We start from the raw sequence: 20421 nt of genomic DNA, 5'->3' as shown, positions 1-20421 counted from the left end.
GGGAGCCCCTTCCATGAATGCGGCGTGGCCGCCACGGTTGGATTAGACACTCACCATTGTCGGCCTAATCCGCGGTCTTTCATGCAGCAGGGGCTCTCAATGTTTTTATGTCCTGCTCATATCGTCTGTAATCGGAACAGGTACGATTCTGCAAGCGTACCGGCATTTCAACGATTGCAGTATAAACGAAAAACCGCAGGTTGTAGACGAGTTTGGCGTGTTTCAAGGGCGCGGTAAGCATTTGCCGTTCCAAGCGATGTTGCGAACGCAGACTGGTGATTGCTTGCTGGCTTGTGGTGGTGTTTGGGTTGCTAAGCGAGGGCTGCTTGTTGCGTGGGTTGGTTTTATTGGTGTGGGTTTGGACACTGTATGGAGATGACGATGGCTGGAGCGGGGTAGGGAGTTGTGACGCGGATTGGGGATGCTGGGTGGCTGGCCGATTGCGTACAACGGCCTAACGCGTTGTTTGCGGTGCACGGCCAATAGATCTCTGTAGGGGGCCTACCCAACGTAAGGCGTCTGAAGGCATTTCCCTGGAAGCTCGGGCTTCCTGGATATCTTGGCGATTAAGATGCGCCCCATGCTCAGCCGGCATATAGAATGGACTGTGGACGTGACGATTGCCTGCTGCTGACATGTTGGTTAATCGACGATGATGGCAGCGACGGAGATTGATTGGGGCAGTCGGCATGTTCGCGAGCGAAAAGGCGGCCCTGCTCGGCGATGTGCCGACTTTTATTGTAGCGAAGGCGTTGGTGACGCCGAGAGGCGGCAAGGCCGACAAAACTATTGCGAAGGCAAGGGATCAACATGGCATTTGAAGCACGTCAGAGTACGGTTGGAAAGCTGCTTAATGACTCAATCTATAGAATCCCTCGCAATCAGCGCGCTTACGTGTGGGATGAGCATAACTGGAAAGATCTATTCGAAGACATCAAGCTTGTGACAGAGGAAGTTGCTACGTCGCATTTCATCGGTTCGATAGTGCTGATGGAGGAAGAAGAAGAAGACAGCCTCGGGGTTTTTACAATAATTGATGGTCAACAAAGAGTTATTACCCTAACGCTCTTGCTGTCTAGCCTCATGTTCGCTTTCAAGAAAAGGAATATGATTAACCACGCTAATGGCACAAAAAAATATCTAGTGGCGATAGATACTAAGGATGTTGAGCACGCGATCGTCGCTCCGGAGAATCATTTATCATTAACGAGGATCGTCGAAGGAGTAATTGCTATCTCTCCTGAAGATGCGGCTGCCATGTCTGCTGTGGCTTTCTCGAAGAGCAAACGCGCGTCCGGATCAAAAGACGAACTGATCGTTAAAGCCTTCCAATATTTCAGTGCAAGTTTCGCCAAGATGAAGGATGAGGAGTTGCTGGCCTTCAGGGATGCGGTCATTTCTGTCGCATATGTAAACATCAAATCATCGTCTGAGGAAGATTCGTACACAATATTCGAAATATTGAATGCGCGAGGTATCGAGCTTGAGGACCATGAGCTTCTGAAGAACTATATTATGCGCTATATCCATCCTATAGAAAAGCGCGATGATGCAAAACAGGTATGGTCGGAAATTGAAGCAACAGTCGGCTCGAACATGAAAGCTTTTGCGTCACTACGCAATTCAAAAATATCGCCTAGGTCAAGGCGACAAGGATGGAGCATATAAGAAAATAAGGGATTTTACGGATCCAAAGAAGGCTGCTGATCTTCTCTATGATTTAAGGCTAAAAGCCGGATATTATGCAGAGATTGTCGAGCCAACCAGCGATGACAGAAATGCGGAAATCTTGAGTTTCTTAAGAACACACAATGTCCGCGTCTTCAGGCCGCTTCTTATGAGTTTAATGCACGCTCGCGAAATAGAGCAGCTAACGAGCGAGCAGTATGATGATGCGATTGGATTTATTTACCGGTTCTATATTTGCTATAAGATAATCGGGGGAATGGAGTCGAACCACCTATCGGATTCGATCGTGAAACACTCATACGCAATCGAGTTGAACTGCACCCAGCAAGTGTTAGATGAGTGGAAAAATAGTTTTAACGAAAAACTGCCTTCAGAAGAAACATTTCGAATTAATCTCCTTTCGCTTGGATGGTCTCATTCGTGGCCGTTGTATAGCGAAACAAAGTTGAAGGATCGCTGCAAGTTGGTCCTTGCCTTGCTCGAGGAGCTTAAGTCTGGTGTTAGGGTTTCTGAGGCATTCACAATAGAGCACATTCTTCCGGATTCGCAGGCTCAGGAAAACTCGATTATTGGGAACTTGCTCATGCTAGAAGAGCGACTTAACGCGAAATGTAAAGACAAATCGCTTAAGGAAAAGCTGCCCATATACGCTGAATCGCGTTATGCCACTACAAGAGCTTTTGCTAAACGCTATGCGAATGGTTGTTTTGACGTTAAGAAGCGCGTTGATTTTATCGCGAAAGATTTGTTTGAAATGGTCATCCACTAGCTTGCACCGCGCGGCCGCGGCGCTTGAGCTCGTCAAGAAGTGCATCGACCCGGCGATAAGGCGGCAGGCCGAAGGGTTCGAATGGGATCCGAAAGCGCTGGAGTAGGCTCTCGCCTGGCCATAGGAAAGGTAAGGGTGGAAACCGATGGCGGACAAGGAGCGACCAAGGTGAACGAGGATGACATCATCGGCGTCGTGAGGGAGTACATCGAGGACAAGGAGAACTCGTACGCCCTCATGCTTACCGGGGAATGGGGATGCGGGAAAACCTACTTTGTCGAGCACGCACTGACCGAGAAGCTGGAGGAGGATGAGAGCCGGCATCCCGTCGTGGTGGCGTCCGCCTACGGCGCCAAGGACTTAGCGGAGCTCTGCGGGGCGATTGAGTCTGGTTTCATCTCGAAATACGCCATAGGGTGCGCGGCCGGCGGGGAGAGGGGCAGGTGGGATTCACTCGTCGGGTTCGCCAAGGACACGGGAATATCGTTCCTCGGGAAAAAGATCAGGGAGCTGGAGAAGAAGGCGGGCGTCGATCTCAAGATGGCGCCGCTGAATGCCGTGAACCTCATCATCGGCCCCGAGACCCTCCTCGTCATAGACGACGTGGAGAGGTGCGACATGGGCATTCGCGAGCTGCTCGGGGCGGTCGACCACCTCGTCGTTGGCTGCAGGAAGAAGGTCCTCCTCGTCTGCAACGAGGATGAGTGGAGGAAAGGGCTAGGACCGAAGGGGGAGAAGGGGACGACCAGGGAGTACGAGAGCCTCATCGAGAAGACCGTCTGGCGGAAGTGCCGGTTCAGGCCCTCGGTCGGCTCGGTTGTGGAACGCGTTCTGGGAGGCGTGCTGGGCGGCATCTACCCAGGCGCGCTCGAGGACGCCGTTTCGGCGATTGAAGGAAGCGAATCGCCGAACTTGCGATCCCTCAGCAAGATGCGCCCCGTGCTGGTCGGGATGAAGGAATCCGGGTTCTTCGCTGAACCTACCGACCCGGAGTCTGCCAGGGCAGTTTTCAAAGAGGCTTTCGGCTTTGCAGCGGGGGCGGCGAAGGGGATGCGCATCGGGCCTCCGTCAAGCCGGGAGGATTCCATCCTTAGGGGTGGCATTTTCGAGTCGCGCCGGCTCAAATACGCCGCCCTGGACTTCATCCCCCGCTTTTTCGAGAGGTGTGAGGGGGTCGATTCCAAGCATGTTCGTTCCTGCCTGGAAGATTACCTTGCGACCTTTCATCCCGACGGGCCGGCCGCGCGGAAAGCTATTGAATGTATCGAAGGCATCAGACACGCCACTTTCCGCGATGCCGATGTCCTTGGCATGGTGGAGACTTTAGTCGCCGGGATTGTCCCCGGGGACGGGAGCCGCGGCTTGTCGTTCGACGTCTATCCCGACGTCCTGCGTGCCGTCAAAGGCATTGCGGGGGAATTTGCTGACGCCTTTCCCGAAGGGGTCGCGCCGCTCGTCAAGGCGATGGAATCCTCCATTGGACGGGATCCCGAGTCTGCAGTGAGGTCAATCGGAAAGAATCGAGTCGAATGGCAGGAGATCCCTTTCGACTCGAGCTAAGCGCATGAGATTCCGGCTTTGGAGGAGGTCGACAGGCTGAGGGAGCTCGCCTTGACGACGCTACGCGAACGGGAGTCGGAGTCTCTTGGCAACGTCCTGATAAACGCCCCCGACCAATTCGCGACGAAGCTCTATCTGGCTTTCTCGAAATCAGATGACTGGTCGGAACCCATCCTGTCGCTCATTTCCCTCGACACTTCCCTCCTCGCGAGGGCGATGGAGAAGATGCCTCCCGAAGATATTCGGCTTGTGCACAGTGTCCTTTTTCCGGGCGACCACATGAGGTCGTGCACGGCCTCGCTCGAGGGCGAGGACAGGAAGGCCCTCGTAGCTTGGGCCAAGAGGCTCGGATCGGAGATCGGCAAGGTCGAGACCATGGAGTATTACCAAAGGATCTATTTCGACGCCATATCCAAGAGTCTCGAATGTCTTGCCGATATCTAGGATCCGCAGCTGTTGCCAAGTTGAAACGTGGCTTAGGATTTGCAGAAGATCTTCTAATGGCAGTCTTACGACAAGGACGAGGATGCCCTAATGCCTTGCCCAGGCTCCATCCAGCTCCGCCGCGCAGCTCTCGAACACGCACCTAACGGCGGCCATTTCCGACGGGGTCACGCGCCCTCCGCTCGCCTTATCCGAGGGCCTATGCGGCGGGGCTTGACTTCGAGGACGTCGTCGACTCGTCCCTCGAGCTTGTAAGGCTTGCTGAGGTAGGCGGACTAGAGTAAGAAAAGAGAAATCAAAAGGCGAATTTATCGCGAGGAGCAAAATGTCCCAAATAAATCAGATCCAAGAAGAGCTAAGGCAGATCGAAGGCGGGCGTTTTCAAACACTAGCAAATCAGTATCTATATAGGAGATATTCGCTTAACAACATCATTGAATTAGGATCCCAATGCGGCACGGATAAAACCACGACCGGAGTGCCAGACATGTACTCCGTAGGAGAGAATGGACACTACCTCTTCGCGGCATACACAACCTCTAAATCCGACATCCGCAATAAGCTGCTAAATGATGCTAAAGACTGCCTCGACAGGAGCAAAACCGGAATCAATCCGCAACTCATAGATCGAATCATCCTGTGCCACACATACTTTCGCCTTTCACCTCTGGTACTCGAGGAGGTCCGTGCCATCGATCCACGGATAGAAATAATCGGGCCAGAGACAATTGCGAGCGACCTTGATGGAAAATACCCTGCGCTAGCGCATACGGTATTGGGCGTTCCACTCGGAAAGGGATCATTCATCGCCCCAGACCGCTTCATCGAGCGAAGCCTGAACGACCGTTTCTCAACCGACCTGTCGAAGCTCCTCATGCACAGGGATTCCGAGTTTTCAGTCATCGTCGAATCGATAGAGCAAAACAAGGCAGTGGTGATTCAGGGGCAGTCTGGATCGGGGAAAACCAAGATCGCCCTCGACGCATGCCTCTCATTCAGCAAACGGCATCACTGGGATCTTCTTATCTTGGACTCTAGGTATTCATCGCATCTCGACGATGATATCGAGCTGATTTTGTCGGAGTCGGAAAACATTATCCTTCTAGTCGATGATGCAAACGGCAACCTGTCACTTGAGCACTTGCTGGGAATCTGTTTGGAAAACAAAAAGCTAAAGATTGTCCTCACCTGCAGGAAGATGCACCGAAGCGAGTTGACCGCAAAAATCGGCAGTTATCTAAATTTCAGAGAAATAGAGCTGGAGCCTCTAACCGCGGAAAATATAGAAGCGATACTCGAGACCGAATACAACATAAAAAACATAGCACTGAGGGAGAGAGTATCGGCAATCGCAAACGGAAACCTGCGCTTGGCTATCATGGCAGCAAGCCCCATAGCAGACGGCAATTTCGAAGCCATCCAAGAGCCATACGATCTTTTGAACATCTATATGAATTCTGCTTTAGCTGGGTACTCCAGCAGGGAGCAGCGTCTCGCAGAGAACCTTGCAATCTACGACTGCTGCGATCTTATTGAAGGAGACCCTTGTTACGAGGAACTCTTGGGGCTGGGGTACGACGACGCCGAGATTCGGGATTTTGCATCCAGATTGAACGACCAGGAAATTGTCACGATCCTTACCTCCGCCGATGGCGTGCTAGCCATAAGAATGGAAGAGCAGAATCTTCGCGACTTCTTGATATGCCGCCACTTCGCAAAAGAAGGGAACGGCAGTTTTGCGGATTTCATTCTGCATACCGCAGAAATGCCGAACGCGCCGTATCTCAAAGCCGCCAAGTCAATGGCTGAAGTGTGCGGAAGTGCGAGCGTGTACGACTACCTTCGAAGGGAATGCGAGAAAGCTTGGGATGAAATAAAGAATCGGGATGCGCGAATTGCCGATCAGTTCATAGTCACATTCAATCAATTCCTCCCCATACAGGCGCTCGCCTTTGCCTCAAACCGCATCGAAAACGCTGATTGCGCTGACGTATCGGAAGAAATTCTCGGCATGAATTCGACATCCGACGGATCTATGCCCCTGCAAATTTCTGTATCCCTGATGCACTCAAGCGAGTATTCGCAAACAGCCTCCGAGTTGTTCGTGAAGTGTGTAGAAAGAGGCACCGAGCGAGCGGCCGAGTACAACTGGGCATGCGGGCCGGACGGCGCTTTCGCTTACGATCTCGATCGTACGGGATTCGATTTGGAAAACAGCAAACTCGATGCCCTCGCTCAAAAATATCAACAATCGCATTCCCGCAATGTTGCAGCATGTCTGATCGTCTTGACGAGTTCATACCTCTCTTCAAGGGCCCAGCGCGTTTGTCAAAACGGCATAACGTACACATACAACACTTTGACCTTCAATTTCACATCAGAGCTGGCCGAGCTCCACGCCCATTGCTTCCGGGCGCTCTCCGTTCTGGTCGAAACCGAATTCAGCAGGCAAGTTAAATCCACTTTTCGGCAGCACTTCTCGTTCTATGGCAAAGAACCTGAAGCGGAGTACGCAGAAAACATGTATTCGGTACTCTCGAGGATTGAAGAGCTATTCCCCAAATATATAACCGAAGACTCGACAATCGATCTCTTATGCAGCTTAAGCATCAACCAGATTTACGAAACATGCGCGCAGAATCCCCCTCTGAGCCTCGATGGGTTCCGCCAGAGCGCATTCGACGCACTTGGTCTGGAGAACTCCGAGTCTCTCGTAGAGAAAGAACCGAGGATATCCGCGGAAGAGTTACCGCTAGAACGACTGACCGAAGCCCTGGGAAAGCTAGCCGAAGATTATGAGATTTCCGATAAAGAGTGGGAGTCGGGCAGGGCTATCGGAAAAGTCCTTCTGGAAATCGCCAAAAGGACCCCAGATACTGCCTCAAGCATAATCGCACGCAATATCGCTTCGTCGCCCTCGACGATCCCTGTCCCGTACGAAGCACTTGATCATCTTGCTGAAACCATCGGCAGGAAGGTCCTTAGAAACGAGCTGGGCGCGGTGATCGACGTGAGTGACCATCCGGCCCTGTTTGACTATCTTGATTTGCTAGCAATAAAGAACGGGCCCGACAAGGAGGAGCTCGACGAAATTCTCGCAAGACTCGATGACGGCAGAACGCATCTCTGCTTGGAAGATTTGGAGATAGTCGAGCCAAAGCATCCTGGCTATATCCTCAAATATGCTTCTTGGCTTTCCGAACATATACACAATGATGGGGTTTGGCGGTTTTTCGGCAACTGCGGAGACGAAAAGCGCGTCTCCGCTCTAGATTCGTACTTCGAATCCAATCCCTCACCGGCCGTCAACCTGTATTTTCTCGCACTTGAAGGATATCCTACTTTCGACTATAACCTCGCTTTCCTACGCTGCCTTTTACGCCTTGACAGCTCAATGATTGACCGTTTTTTGGAGTACGTTGCCAACCTCGACTACCGACAAAGGCACGATCTCCTGCGAAGAATCAGCTCGTTTTGGACCGTCCAGGATGATCATGCCTGGAATCTGCTGAAAGCAATGATCGATGAAGCGCTGAGCGAACCACTCGGCAGGCTTGAAATAGCCGTTTTGTTTCCCGTTCATGACGCAAATGCGCTCTCGAGCGATATTTTTTGGGAGCGCTTGGAATATACCATCCGCGAAAGGATCGCCGACGCAAATAGCCTCGATAGAATTAGCTGGGCCTTGTCCGATTGCAATGACGAGACGAGGATTAGGGCTATCACCCTCATTCTGACGCTCGATAAAGACGGGATATCGATCAACCATTTGGATCTCCGTCGATCTTCAATGAGCGGGTCCCCTGAAAAAGGCTTTATTCCAGCAAAGCTCAAGGAGATTGAGGCGATTGACTCGATTGCTGCTCAGCTGCCCGCAGGTGTTGCATATTTAAAACACAGAGAATGGCTGTCAAAAGTGAAGTCATCAATTGAAAGAGACATCGAAGACGAAAAGTGGAGGCTATTCCACGGCAGGCAGTAATCGACTTTAACACCTAGAATTAGGAAAAGCCTCGGGGCTCCTGCCTAGCCCTTCGACCTGCACTGCGTGCAGAAGACGGTCGAGGGCGAACCGTGGTGCAGCTCCATGAGCTCGAGCTGCATCGCCCTGAACAGGTCCTCGGGCTTGTTCAGCAGCCGCTCGTCGATGTTTGTGTCAACGGCCTACTGAATACTGTTCAGTTTTACGCTACCACTGACAGCGAGGTCGAAGTGGCTCGTTGCTATTTCGAAGCCGCGCGCGCGGCGCGGAAGGGCGGCGTGGACCCCGAGGCCACTGCCTACAAGCTCGACAAGATGATTTGGTTGCTCTGCACAAGCGACTTTTACCTCGAAGGGGGTCTAAAGCTCTTTTCAACCAATGCACTTGTTGAATCGAACCTGAGCGCTTATTCGGGGGATGGCATTTAAATCGGAGCCACTTTCAGAAAAGCGGCGCTGCAAACGCATGCCAAAACTGGCAAATTATTATGAAAGGTAATCTTATGGCAAACGCAGAGGAATCAACTAAGGCCGGTCTATCGCGCTTGCAAGACGACGCAAGGCCGACTATTTGCAGCGACTCTCTCGAACTTATTTCGAATATCGCAGAGGTTGGCCTGGACGAAATTCTCCAAAACGAGTTCTTGAAGGACATCCCCGTCATCTCAAGCCTAGTGAGCATCTACAAAATCGGAAACAATATCCACAATGCGCATCTGCTGAAGAAGTATGCGTGTTTCCTCGATGAGTTCAACCGCGACTCTTTTGAAAATGGCTCATGGAACAAGTACAAGCAATACTTTGAAGAGTCAAATAGGAAGCGCGATATTGAGTACCTGCTTATCCTGCTCGAAAGATACATTGAGGAGGACAAAGCGCGGCGACTAGCAAAGATTTATGAGGCCTACCTAGATAAAGAAATTAGCTGGGACGATCTTCGTTTGTTTGCAGAGACTTTGGACAGATTTCTACCTGGAGACTACGAAATGCTTCGAGAAAAGGAAACTTTTCAGACGCTCAGAGGCAGAGATGCAGAAGTTCTTCTTCGATTAACCGGACTGGGATTGCTGATTGAGGATATCCATCGGCAGCAGTGGGACGTAGTAGATACGACGCTCATCTTCGACGATCCCGACGAAATTGAGAAAGAAGAAAGGGTTTATCGTAGGACCGAATTTGGAAACAGGATGGTATCTATACTTGGCTAGCTACTGCAGACAGCAATCTGAGCGCGCTCTTGTCGTCTTGGTTAAACTGCTCGGATCTACCAGTGATTTTTACTGCATTAGGCATTCGTAAAGGGAATCGGTTCTTCACGATTCGCATCCTTTCTAGTGCTGCCTTTATTTAATGATCGAGATATGCTCGGCGACTGCGGTGTTCTGCCCCTTAGGTTACAGACGGTTGTTTCTATTGAGCTTCCAGAGGAAATACATGGGGTTCTCTTTTGCCTTGGCTTCTCGCAAGAAATCTGCGGATTGAGATGCAACGGCCCCTATGCCGGCAGCCCCGAGGAAGGCCATGGCATCAGAAGGTGATGCGATTCCGTATTGCCCCAATGTAAAGCTCGCAATTCCGATAGCGGCTTCAATGCCTGCGGAGGTGACTAATCGGGATCGCTCGTTTTTCATCACTAAAGATATCTTGTGAAGCTCGGGCTCAATTAGGTCGTTCTTCAGGTCAGCTAATGTCGAGGTGTCGATGGGCCTTTCGCTCAGGCCTTTGGACAAGGTATCCCTAAACACAAGAAACGACTCTTCGTTTCTAATGCGGCAATCAAGGATGCTACGCAACGTTGCATTTTCAGCAATGGGGAGGGGGCAAGATAACCGGCGAATGGGTATGGTCTGATCTTTTCGAGGATAAAGGGTGGAAGTTGCGGACTCGAGGAACTCAATCTGAGCTGGACGAGTGGTTAAATACGAGCTATTCGAAAAATAGGGATTGACGAGGGCTTGAAAGCAATCGTCCAACAATGGCAGTAGGATAGTCAAGATGCCGCCTTTCTCCAGCATGTCTCTATCCAATCGCGTTTCGCCTTGGCTTGCATAGAGCGATTCGTATTCAGACGGGATTACCAGGAAATCGACATCCATCTCATCATGGGACCCATATGCATCCATTCCCTCAATCGCTACATACAGATTCCCATCTGGTGCTTGTTTTAAAGTGCACGAGGTAGAGGAACAGAATTGTCGTACGAGTTCATCCCAATAACTCGATATCAATCCTTTTGCTTTTGATTCTCTTTCGATTTGTCGCGCTAGGCAATCTTTGCAAAGAGGAATGTAATTGCTCGAAAATCCGAGTATTCCAGCTTTGACTATGTCTTCGACTCGCATGGTCAAATAGATCCCGAATGCAAGTTCATCGACTGAGACATAATCATCGTGCCCCATTTCGAATGCCGATTCTATAGGGCAATGAATCAGTGTTTTATCTGCATACAATGCTGAGAACTTTGCCAAATGGTAAATGTTTTGCTCTCGACAGGCATAGTCAGTGCAGGGGAATTTGCCTCCTTCAAGGGTGGAGTCAACAGAAAAATTGAACAGGGATTGATTTTCGATTTTTTCGATTGGGATAAGGGGTGCAAGGCCCCTAATAAAGGCATCGAACCTCCTTTGCCCCAGTTCTTCTAGGTACGCAATTATTTCGGCAAGAGAGCTGTTCTTGAATGCGGCTAGATAAGAATAAAGGTCATCGTATGCATGAGTCGCCATTTCGCTCACCTACACTTTCGGAAAGAGTTTTGCGTCGTTATTTCCGAGGCGTCGTTGGGCTCGCAATCGACTCTAGTGTGCAGCTGCTTCTCGACGTACTCCCTCATGTTCTGCCTCCACATGTAACTAATTGATTTGCTATGTGCCATTATGAATGGTATATAGCAAATCAATTAGTTACATTTAATGGAGCATTGCGAGCGTGGCGCGCGCAAAGAAGAGTCGTTGTATGGAGGCTTCCGGCAACGGCCTTTTGTACGTCCGTGACTGTTGGGTGCTATCGCGGATGACGTCATTGTTGCCTGCACTCTCGATCCAAGGATGTAATTACGGAAGTGCGGGGAAAATCGAGAACCTTCGAGCACAACGCGATTTTTAGCACCAAAACCGCAGTTCGCGGAAGCGAAAACTGGGGCCTGGTTAGCATTTCTTCGATTTTCCCCGCACTTCCGAATTTGACCCCTTGCCGCACCTTGATCACGTCTTCAAGTGGCTGGTTCATCGCTAATGGAGTTTTCTGCGGTGCTTGAATTGCGGTGTTGTGATTAGGGCAAAAGGCTCTTGGCTCCGGGGAGGCTCATCGCACGAAAATTCAAGTTGCTGCTGAAGTAGGGCTTGCTTCGGCAGCGCTAACAATAAGGGCGGCTCTGCTAGTCTCGGGAGACCGCGGCATTCGGCGGGCCTGCCGAATGCCGCGATCAGTAGCGGTCAGTAGCGGTCAGTATATTCTTCGGAGCCGTTTCTCTGGGCTTCGGCGGACTTGCCAACTCGCGCTTGGGCACTACTCAGTAGATTACTCAGCAGTGCCCAGTAGATTACTCAGTAGTGCCCAGCAGGGGGAGGGCAGCAAACGCAATGGGCCTGTTTCCCGGCTAGGACCTGCAGCCTCAAACTTCGCTTGGCATCCTGTAGAACTGGTGCGGGTCTTTCGGGCTTTTCCCTACCCATTCCAACAGGCCTCGCCCGGCAAGGTCTTTCAGAGTCTTCGAGGCCGTTTTCCTACCGACATTGGACTCCCGCGCGAGGTCGGAGGTCGTGATTTTCCCCTGAGCGGCGGCAATTGCCATCGCTGCTCGTTCGCGCTCGCTGAGGAGCGGTCGGTTGTCGGCCGCGGTTCTCCTGAAGGCCGCTTTCTGTAACCCAGGACGCTCGAAGACGACGACGGTGCTGTTGACGGTCTGCTCGAAGCGGAACCTCACGCCGGCTGCCTCGCAGGCCTCCTTGATGCGCGGTATGCCCGTGCCGTACTGCTCGATGACGCCGGCGCGGAACAGGGTGCGCGCGATCGCGGGGTTTCGGAGGCCGAACTCGCTCGCGGTACCGTCTAGGTGCTCTTGCGGCGAGTCGCCCTCGGGGAACAGGCCCGGGCTCACGATCTGGACGGTGTCCATGAACACGTTGACCTCGACGGCGGTGCCGGTGGTGTAGTCGCGGTGGCACAGCGCGTTGGCAACCGCCTCGCGGATGGCCTCGGCCGGGATCTCGGGGATCTCCTTGCGGTACATGCCCGTCTCGCCGATGACGAACTCGCGCCTGATGTTCGACGTCACGAAGTACTCGGCGAAGTCGAGCAGCTTGAGCATGGTGCCGCACTCGCGGCGCAGGTCGAGGATCTTGGCCTTGGTGTTGCCGCCCAGAAGCCCCAGCTTCATCCTGGGGTAGGTGTCGGATCCCTCGCAGAACAGCTCCACCGCGGCGTTTCTTAGGCTGCCGTCGGGCGCGACGAGGTCGAGCCTTGCCAAGGTGTCCTCCACGCCGGCGAACCCGCCGCCCACGCGTCCGGCCCTGCCGCCGCGCGCGACGAAGTCACGCACCGCTTGCTCGTCGGCGTCGGAGACGGGCCTGCCGGACGGCAGCGAGTCCCACGGGCTACGGGCGCGCTCACGCTTGACGACCATGGCGCTCAGCTCCGAGGCCGACAGCGCTTTGTTCGAAGTCCCCACGCGGGTGAAGTAGCGTCCGTCGGCGGAGTAGGGGGCGTCGGCACCTGAGAAGGCAATTTTGATGTATCGCAGCCCATCATCGGCGTCGAGGCACTCGACCGTCGGGAACACCGCGGGCTCGATCTTGTCGGACACCCACGACGTCACCTGGCGCAGCGTTGCGTCGCTGACATCCTGGCCGATGACATCGCCGTTGTCCTTCACGCCGAAGTAGAGCTCGCCGCGGCCGTGCTTGTTCAGCATGGCGCTGATGGCTTGCAGTGCTTCTTTATGCTCGCCAGTGGACTTCTTGAACTCGACGGTCTCGCTCTCGCTGCCCAGGTTCATCCGCGCTGCCTTTCCCGTTCGTTGCTTGTCTCGTTGGATTATACCGTGGTCACCATGGGCGAAAACGTGGAAGCGCGCTTGCTTGCCTCTACCATGTTCTCATGCGCCTTAATGCCCTTTGTGAAGAATCATCCCATTGGGAAACGGGTCCCTATGGAACGATTTTGGTATCAGGCATAGGGGGGCGCTATCGTGGATGTCGTCACCATTGCCTGCGCCCTCGATCCAGAGATGTAATTACAGAAGTGCGGGGAAAAATCGAAAACCTTCGAGCACAACGCGGTTTTTTTGTATCAAAACCGCAGGTCGCGGAAGCCTAAAACGGGGGTCTGGTCAGCATTCCTTTGGTTTTCCCCGCACTTCCGAATTTGGCCTCTCGCCACATCCCGATTACGTCTTAAAGTGGCGCAAAAAGCCGTGTGCTCTGCTTGATTTTGCTCAGGAATTATGCCTGAGGGGTAGTGGATTCGCCTTTCTCCGCCGTGCAGCGGCACGTGTAGGGCTCTCTGGCTCAGGCGCGAGTCGCTTCCCGTCTGAAAAAGTTCTTAAAACAGCTTTAAAGTTGCCTTTGGCCTACATTGACAGCGTACAATACGCATGTTTACCATGGCAAAAGCTAAATTTGGGGAGGGGGAGCGCACGGTGGAAGTGCTGGTTGTTGGCAATACCGCGTATGTCGATGACGACTTTTGTGCCAAGGCGTTTCCCGGTGACCATGTTCAGGTCGTGGCGGCCAACGAGGCGCGCCGCGACGGGTCGTCGCTCCATGCGTCTTGGAAAGAGCTGCTGCAGCACCTGGACCAGGCTTACGAATTCGACCGTGTGGTCTACCTCTCTACCTATCTCACGCCGCATACCGAGGCCGTTGGCGACATCGAGCTGCTGCGCTCCGTCTTTCGAGCTTGCATGGGTCGCCAGATTCAGCTGCTGTTTGTGACTGGTCCCATGGGAGCGGACGGTGCGGTGGACGTTGCGGGGCAAAACGGCAAGGGCATCATTGCCCGTGCGGCCAACGACCTGTGCCGCTACTATGCGGTCCGCGACGGCATTCAGGCCAAGATCTTGCGCGTGCCGTATCTGTACACCGCCTCGCCCACGCTGGAAGACCCGATTTTGACCCCGCTGTTCGAGGCGTGCTCGCAAGGCTCTGCTGTCATGAGGGCTGGGGCGGACTCACCGCTCGGTGCCCTCTGCGCCGAGGAGCTGGCCGTTCTGGTGCGTCGCATCTTCGACAGCTGGGATGCCACATTCGAGGAACTCGAGGTTCCGGATAGCTTTGCCCACACCGTGGGAGACCTGGGCGAGGCGCTCAAGGGCTTGTTCCCGGGGCTCGACATTACCTACGACGGGGACGCCGTCGTCTCCATTGCTCCGAGCGATACCGTCCGCACGCGCTACGGGTGGTTCCAGCGCTATGACGTGCTGCGCGATCTTTCGACCATACACGCCCGCTGGGAGCAGACCCTCGCGGGCAAGCGCCATCCGCTGCGTGCCGCCATCGACCGCATGCGCGGGCGGACACTGCCCATCAAATGCCTGGAGACCGCGCTGGCCTGGGTGCTCTTTGAGGGCCTGGAGCTGGTGTTTTCGCAGTCTGCTCAGCTTAACGTGCTCGACTACCGCCTGCTGTACGTGGTACTGATCGGCACGCTGTATGGGCTCGATTTTGGCCTGGTTGCGGCGCTGCTGGCGTCGGTGGGTTTGGCCGCGAGCTACTTTACTCAGTACGGTTATACCTTCCAGGGTCTCTTTTACGAGCCGTCCAACTGGCTGCCGTTTATTGCGTACTTTGTGGTGGGTGCCGTGTGCGGCTATGTGCAGCTGCGCAACAGCGAAGCCATTAGGGCGGAGCGCGATCAAAACGAGCTCGTGCGTAATCGCAATACGTTCCTCACACAGCTCTACCACGACGCGATCGAGGACAAGCGCGCGTACAGGCGCCAGATTGTGGGTCGCCACGACAGCTTTGGCAAGATCTTTGCCGTGACGCAGGAGCTCGACGTACTCAACCCACGCGACATCTATCGCAAGTGCTGCGAGCTTCTGGGCGAGATCCTCGAGAACGATTCGGTGGCGATCTACCATGTTTCGGGCGGGGCATTTGCACGCCTGGTGGCAGCAAGTCCCGCGATTGCCGAAAATGCCGCACGCTCGCTCACGCTTGAGCAGCTTGCACCTCTTTTGGGCGACGGGAGTCGTTCGAACCTGTGGGTGAACCGTGAGCTGACGCCGGGGTTTCCCATGTTTGGATACGCGATCGAGCGCGACGGGGCACCCGCCGTGTTGATCTTTGTGCGTAGTGCGGCCGAAAACCAAATGACCCTCTATTATCAAAACCTGTTCCGCATCTTGTGCGGGCTGGTCGAAAGCGCGCTGGGCCGTGCCTTTGACTATGAGGCGGTGGCGCAGGATAAACGCTGCGTTGACGGCACTTGCGTGCTCAAGCAGGCAGCCTTTGGCCAAGAGCTCGCGGCGGAGCAGGCGCTGGCAGATAGCAAGATGGGGAGTTTTTTGCTCCTGCGCGTGGTACCGGGCATGGAGCCTGTCGGCGAGCTGGTGGGCGCAATTGGGTCGGCAATCCGCGAGAGCGACGCGGCGGGCTTGGTCGACGGCAACGTGCTCTACCTGCTTATGCGCCAGGCAAAGGCGTGCGATCTTCCCATTATCCGTAAGCGCCTGAGCGCAAAGCATATTGCGGTGGAGCCCGTCGACGGCGAGGGCATCGTGGCGCTGCTGCAGCACATCGCTTACACCGGTGACGGTGAGGGGGGTGCCGCTTGATCTCGCTTGTCGTTGCTGCCGTCTTGCTGTTAATTCATGCGCTGGTTTGCCTGATGCTGTGGACACTCATGAAGCTGGGCCTGCTGCCAGTGCGCGGGCACATGCTGGCTGTGATAGTGCTGGTGCCGCTGTGGGGTCCGTTGCTGGTGGTTCTGCTATCGGTCCGCAGCGCGGTGTTTGGCGAGGGACTGAAAGAGTCTGCGCTGGAGTCGCTGCGCTTCAACGACGATCTGCATCGCAGCATGTCGGTACCGAGTGGTGAGGACGATGCAGGCGTAGTGCCGCTCGAGGAGGCGCTCATTGTCAACGACCCGGCATACCGGCGCCGCCTAATGCTCTCCATGCTCACCGAGGAGCCCGACGCGTACCTGGCGCAGCTGCAGGCGGCTAAGCTTAACGACGACGTTGAGGTGGCGCACTATGCCGCGACGGCGGTGGCGCAGATCTCCAAGGAGTCCGACCTTAAACTGCAGCAGCTGGAGCGCGCCTTTAAGACGGACCCGAGCGCGCAAAACCTCATCGAATACTGCGATTTTCTTGGTGAATACTTAGGCTCGGGCTTGGCTGAGGGGCGCGTGGCTCAGATTCAGCGCCAACAGTACGCGCTCCTGCTTGCGCGTCGCTGCGAGCGCGATGATACCCTTGAGCTGCGCATTCGATACGCGACGGCGCTGGCCGATGTCGGACAGATCGACGAGGCGCAGGCCGTGACCGACCAGCTGGTGCTCGACGTGCCCGACGAGCAGGAGGTTTGGATGCTTTGCCTGCGCCTGGTCGTGATGCGCCGCGACGGTGACGAAGTCCACCGTGTGATCGATGCGATTGACAAGCAACATGTGTATTTAAGCGCCGACAACCGCGAAAAGTTGGCGTTTTGGCGCGACGGGGGGGAGGCCAGATGAGCGTGGCGCAGCATATCCGCGACCGAGCAGGCCGCTTTCGTTGGATGGGACTCCTCGTGGTGTGGGCTGTTTTTATCGTCATGGCCGCCGTGCTGCTGATCGAACGCGCCGGCGTGCAGTACAGTGCGGGCCAGCATAAGCTGGGGATGCTTGCCGCCAACGATGCGGTGCCGGCCTCGTCGGCAATCTTTGGCCAAAAGCCCACGTGCCTGGTCATTACCGACTCGGACCAAGATAGCGTCGACGATGTCAAAGACCAGTTCGACCAGATTTTGCTGGACATGAAGATCGCTCATCGCGACGTTGACCTTGCCCTGGATGGCGCGGATGCCATTCCCTCGCTGACCTCCTTCGATCGCGTGATTTTGCTCATGCCGTCGCTCGATGGGCTCGGTACGCACCTGAGCGACATTATGAGTTGGGTGAGTGCCGGCGGTTCGCTTATGCTCGCCATGCCGCCGGATAACTCGAGCTATCTGCAAGCGATTGCCCCCAAGCTTGGCATTGAATCGGCCGGATATGACTATGTAAAAGCCGAAAGCATTGTGCCGAGTGAGGACTTTATGCTGGGCGGGGGAGAGCGCTACGAGCTCTCGGATCCCTTCGATTCTTCGCTCTCGGTTTCATTGCGCGAAACGGCCCACGTATGGGCAAAGACCGGTGACACGGGCACGCCTCTCATTTGGTCTAACGATTGCGGCAGCGGTCACACCGTGGTGTGCAACATTGGCATCTACGACAAGGTTATGCGTGGGTTCTATGCTTCGGCCATAAGCTTGCTGGGTGATGCCACGGCCTATCCGGTCATCAACAGCGCCGTGTTCTATTTGGACGACTTTCCCAGCCCCGTGCCCTCGGGCGATGGTACTTATATCAAGCGTGACTACGGCCTTTCCATTGCCGATTTTTACACCAAGGTCTGGTGGCCCGATCTGCAAAAGCTCGCGCAAAAATACGGCATTCGCTATGCCGGCGTGATGATCGAAAACTACGAGGACGCGGTCAACCAGACCGAGCCCGCGCGCCAAACCGATACCACGCAGTTCCGCTATTTTGGCGGCATGCTGCTGCAGATGGGCGGAGAGCTGGGCTTTCACGGCTACAACCATCAGCCTCTGGCGCTCTGGGACACTGACTACGGCACGCTGTACGTCTACAAGACCTGGAAGAATAAAGAGACGCTCGTCGCTTCGCTCAACGAACTTATCGCGTTTCAGGACGAGGTCCTGCCCAACGCTCGTGGCTCGGTTTACGTGCCGCCGTCGAATATCCTTTCGGCCCGCGCGCGCAAGCTTATCGGTACCGATGTTCCGCGCATTAAGACCATTGCCAGCACGTATTTTGAGGATGGCACCGACCTGCCGTACGTGCAGGAGTTTGGCGTGGCGAGCGATGGCATTGTGGAGCAGCCGCGCATTGTCTCGGGCGGCATGGTCGACGATTCCTATATGCGCCTGGCAGCCGTGTCCGAGCTCAACATGCACTACGTGAGCACGCACTTTATGCACCCGGACGACCTTTTGGACCCCGATCGCGGAGCCAAGGAGGGCTGGGAGGTCTACAAGGGCGGCCTGGTCGACTACCTGGAGTGGCTTACCAAATCCGCGCCCGACCTGCGGCACCAGACGGCGTCGGAGTGCTCCGGTGCCATCCAACGCTTTTCGTCGGTTACGGTGAGCGTGGATACAAGTGCAGATGCCTGGACGCTCAGCCTGGGCAATTTCCACGACGAGGCATGGCTCATGTTCCGCGCCAATAATGGCGAGCCGGGTGCGGTGACGGGTGGCGAACTGACGCACCTTACGGGTAATCTTTATCTGCTCAAGGCAAATGATAAGACCGTGACGATCGAGCGCAAGGAGGGTGGCGATAAATGAGAATCTGCTTGGTACTCGAGGGTTGCTACCCCTATGTGCACGGCGGCGTATCTACCTGGATGCATGGCTACATTACGGCCATGCCCGAGCACGAGTTTGTTCTGTGGGTGATCGGCGCGCATGCTGCCGACCGTGGCAAGTTTGTCTACGAGCTGCCCGGCAACGTGGTCGAGGTGCACGAGGTGTTCCTGGACGACGCCCTGCGGCTTTCGGGCGAGCAACATGAAGCCAGTTTTAACGACCGTGAGCGCGAGGCGCTACGCCGTCTGGTGTCGCTCTCCAATCCGGACTGGGACGTGTTATTCGATATCTTCCACCGCCGTCGCGTGCACCCGCTCTCGTTTTTGCAGAGCCGCACGTTTATGGATATCTTTCGCGACGTGTGCCTGGCCGAGTATCCCTACACGCCCTTTGCCGATGCATTGCACACCATGCGCTCCATGTTGCTGCCCGTGCTCTACCTGTTGGGCAGCGAGGTGCCGGTGGCCGATGTGTACCATGCCATCTCGACCGGCTACGGTGGCCTGCTCGCCTGCCTGGGCTCAAGCGTTCACCATGCGCCGGTGCTGCTGACCGAGCATGGCATCTATACCCGCGAGCGCGAGGAAGAGATCATTCGCGCCGATTGGGTGGTGCCGTCGTTTAAGGACCGCTGGATTCGCTTTTTCTACCTGCTTTCGGAGGAGATCTACCGCCGCGCCTTCCGTGTGACGAGTTTGTTCCATAACGCCCGCAAGACGCAGATTGATATGGGTTGCGATGCGGACAAATGCCTGGTCATCCCCAACGGCATCCAGTTCGACCGCTTTAAGGATATTCCCTTAAAGACCGATGACGGCTGGGTGGACATTGGCGCGGTGGTGCGCCTGGCGCCCATCAAGGATGTCAAGACCATGATTTATGCCTTCTTTGAGCTGCACGAGCGCCTGCCCAAGGTGCGCCTGCACATCATGGGCGGCGTGGACGACGAGGAGTACGGCGCCGAATGCCACGCGCTGGTCGAAACCCTGGGCGTGCGCGACCTGATCTTTACCGGCCGCGTCAACGTGGTCGAGTACATGGAAAAGCTCGACTTTACCATTTTGACGAGCATCTCCGAGGGCCAGCCGCTCAGCGTACTGGAGTCGCTTGCAGCGCGCCGTCCCTGCGTGACGACTGAGGTGGGCTGCTGTCGCGAGCTTCTAGAAGGCGCCCCGGGCGACGACTTTGGCGTGGCGGGTTTTGTGACGCCGCCTATGTATCGCAAGGGCTTGGCCGATGCCATGGAACGCATGTGCACAAGCCGCGCTCGTCGCATTGAGATGGGGGAGCGCGGCCAGCGTCGCGTTGCCACGTACTTTTTGCACGAGCAGATGCTCGCCAACTATCGCGCGCTGTACGACGAGACGGCGCAAGCGTTTGACCTGCCCAGAGAGGGGGAGTAGC

The 20421-nt window shown here is 55.1% G+C and carries 14 protein-coding genes; 12 read left to right on the top strand and 2 right to left on the bottom strand.

Going from position 1 to position 20421, the window contains the following annotated elements; translation table 11 throughout:
* The first annotated feature begins 689 nt into the window (after nt 1-689).
* From GDJ93_RS10220 to GDJ93_RS05960, 8 genes are all read left to right on the top strand, one after another.
* Entirely contained in the window at nt 690-821 is a 132-nt protein-coding gene (locus tag GDJ93_RS10220) for a hypothetical protein (RefSeq protein ID WP_255413097.1), read from the top strand.
* Nucleotides 811-1668: a DUF262 domain-containing protein gene (locus tag GDJ93_RS05990; RefSeq protein ID WP_152068109.1), complete on the top strand. Its 858-nt coding sequence runs from the start codon at nt 811-813 to the stop codon at nt 1666-1668. The genes GDJ93_RS10220 and GDJ93_RS05990 overlap by 11 nt, the downstream gene beginning before the upstream one ends.
* Complete coding sequence (locus tag GDJ93_RS05985) at nt 1607-2458, top strand: GmrSD restriction endonuclease domain-containing protein (RefSeq protein WP_152068108.1); 852 nt, start codon at nt 1607-1609, stop codon at nt 2456-2458. The genes GDJ93_RS05990 and GDJ93_RS05985 overlap by 62 nt, the downstream gene beginning before the upstream one ends.
* Before the next feature lie 168 nt (nt 2459-2626).
* Nucleotides 2627-4018 (top strand): P-loop NTPase fold protein, encoded by a 1392-nt coding sequence (locus GDJ93_RS05980; protein ID WP_193221467.1) that lies wholly within the window; start codon nt 2627-2629, stop codon nt 4016-4018.
* A gap of 18 nt (nt 4019-4036) precedes the next feature.
* Complete coding sequence (locus GDJ93_RS05975; RefSeq protein WP_152068106.1) at nt 4037-4462, top strand: hypothetical protein; 426 nt, start codon at nt 4037-4039, stop codon at nt 4460-4462.
* Nucleotides 4463-4787: 325 nt separating this feature from the next.
* The gene (locus GDJ93_RS05970; RefSeq protein ID WP_152068105.1) at nt 4788-8444 is read left to right on the top strand and encodes a P-loop NTPase; all 3657 of its coding nucleotides are present in this window, start codon (nt 4788-4790) and stop codon (nt 8442-8444) included.
* Nucleotides 8445-8536: 92 nt separating this feature from the next.
* Nucleotides 8537-8872 (top strand): hypothetical protein, encoded by a 336-nt coding sequence (locus GDJ93_RS05965; protein ID WP_117774269.1) that lies wholly within the window; start codon nt 8537-8539, stop codon nt 8870-8872.
* Between the two features lie 74 nt (nt 8873-8946).
* Nucleotides 8947-9651, top strand: a complete 705-nt coding sequence (locus GDJ93_RS05960) for a hypothetical protein (RefSeq protein ID WP_117774270.1) — start codon at nt 8947-8949, stop codon at nt 9649-9651.
* Between the two features lie 186 nt (nt 9652-9837).
* On the opposite strand, the gene GDJ93_RS05955 is transcribed toward GDJ93_RS05960, so the two are convergent.
* Together GDJ93_RS05955 and GDJ93_RS05950 are read right to left on the bottom strand one after the other, a co-directional pair.
* Complete coding sequence (locus GDJ93_RS05955; protein ID WP_117774271.1) at nt 9838-11166, bottom strand: hypothetical protein; 1329 nt, start codon at nt 11164-11166, stop codon at nt 9838-9840.
* 887 nt (nt 11167-12053) lie between these two features.
* Nucleotides 12054-13436: an RNA/DNA-binding domain-containing protein gene (locus GDJ93_RS05950; protein WP_117774272.1), complete on the bottom strand. Its 1383-nt coding sequence runs from the start codon at nt 13434-13436 to the stop codon at nt 12054-12056.
* Nucleotides 13437-14078: 642 nt separating this feature from the next.
* Between GDJ93_RS05950 and GDJ93_RS05945 the strand changes: the two genes are divergently transcribed.
* The 4 genes from GDJ93_RS05945 to pelF are packed head-to-tail and all read left to right on the top strand — an operon-like array spanning nt 14079 to nt 20420.
* On the top strand, nt 14079-16217 hold the full coding sequence (locus GDJ93_RS05945; RefSeq protein WP_152068104.1) for a DUF4118 domain-containing protein: 2139 nt from the start codon (nt 14079-14081) through the stop codon (nt 16215-16217).
* A complete protein-coding gene (locus GDJ93_RS05940) occupies nt 16214-17119 on the top strand; it encodes a tetratricopeptide repeat protein (protein WP_152068103.1) in 906 nt (301 codons plus the stop codon). Before GDJ93_RS05945 ends, GDJ93_RS05940 begins: the two co-directional genes overlap by 4 nt.
* Nucleotides 17116-18996, top strand: a complete 1881-nt coding sequence (locus tag GDJ93_RS05935) for a DUF2194 domain-containing protein (protein WP_152068102.1) — start codon at nt 17116-17118, stop codon at nt 18994-18996. Before GDJ93_RS05940 ends, GDJ93_RS05935 begins: the two co-directional genes overlap by 4 nt.
* On the top strand, nt 18993-20420 hold the full coding sequence (pelF, locus tag GDJ93_RS05930; RefSeq protein WP_152068101.1) for a GT4 family glycosyltransferase PelF: 1428 nt from the start codon (nt 18993-18995) through the stop codon (nt 20418-20420). The genes GDJ93_RS05935 and pelF overlap by 4 nt, the downstream gene beginning before the upstream one ends.
* Nucleotide 20421 lies beyond the last annotated feature (1 nt).

Origin of the sequence: Collinsella aerofaciens (genome assembly GCF_902501475.1) — a bacterium.
GTDB classification, from domain to species: domain Bacteria; phylum Actinomycetota; class Coriobacteriia; order Coriobacteriales; family Coriobacteriaceae; genus Collinsella; species Collinsella aerofaciens_AL.
This window is presented reverse-complemented; position numbering and strand designations above follow the sequence as displayed.

Coding starts and splice junctions, on each gene's coding strand:
- GDJ93_RS10220 (WP_255413097.1), top strand. CDS start 690: ATGTTCGCGAGCGAAAAGGCGGCCCTGCTCGGCGATGTGCCGACTTTT.
- GDJ93_RS05990 (WP_152068109.1), top strand. CDS start 811: ATGGCATTTGAAGCACGTCAGAGTACGGTTGGAAAGCTGCTTAATGAC.
- GDJ93_RS05970 (WP_152068105.1), top strand. CDS start 4,788: ATGTCCCAAATAAATCAGATCCAAGAAGAGCTAAGGCAGATCGAAGGC.
- GDJ93_RS05960 (WP_117774270.1), top strand. CDS start 8,947: ATGGCAAACGCAGAGGAATCAACTAAGGCCGGTCTATCGCGCTTGCAA.
- GDJ93_RS05955 (WP_117774271.1), bottom strand. CDS start 11,166: ATGGCGACTCATGCATACGATGACCTTTATTCTTATCTAGCCGCATTC.
- GDJ93_RS05950 (WP_117774272.1), bottom strand. CDS start 13,436: ATGAACCTGGGCAGCGAGAGCGAGACCGTCGAGTTCAAGAAGTCCACT.
- GDJ93_RS05935 (WP_152068102.1), top strand. CDS start 17,116: ATGAGCGTGGCGCAGCATATCCGCGACCGAGCAGGCCGCTTTCGTTGG.
- pelF (WP_152068101.1), top strand. CDS start 18,993: ATGAGAATCTGCTTGGTACTCGAGGGTTGCTACCCCTATGTGCACGGC.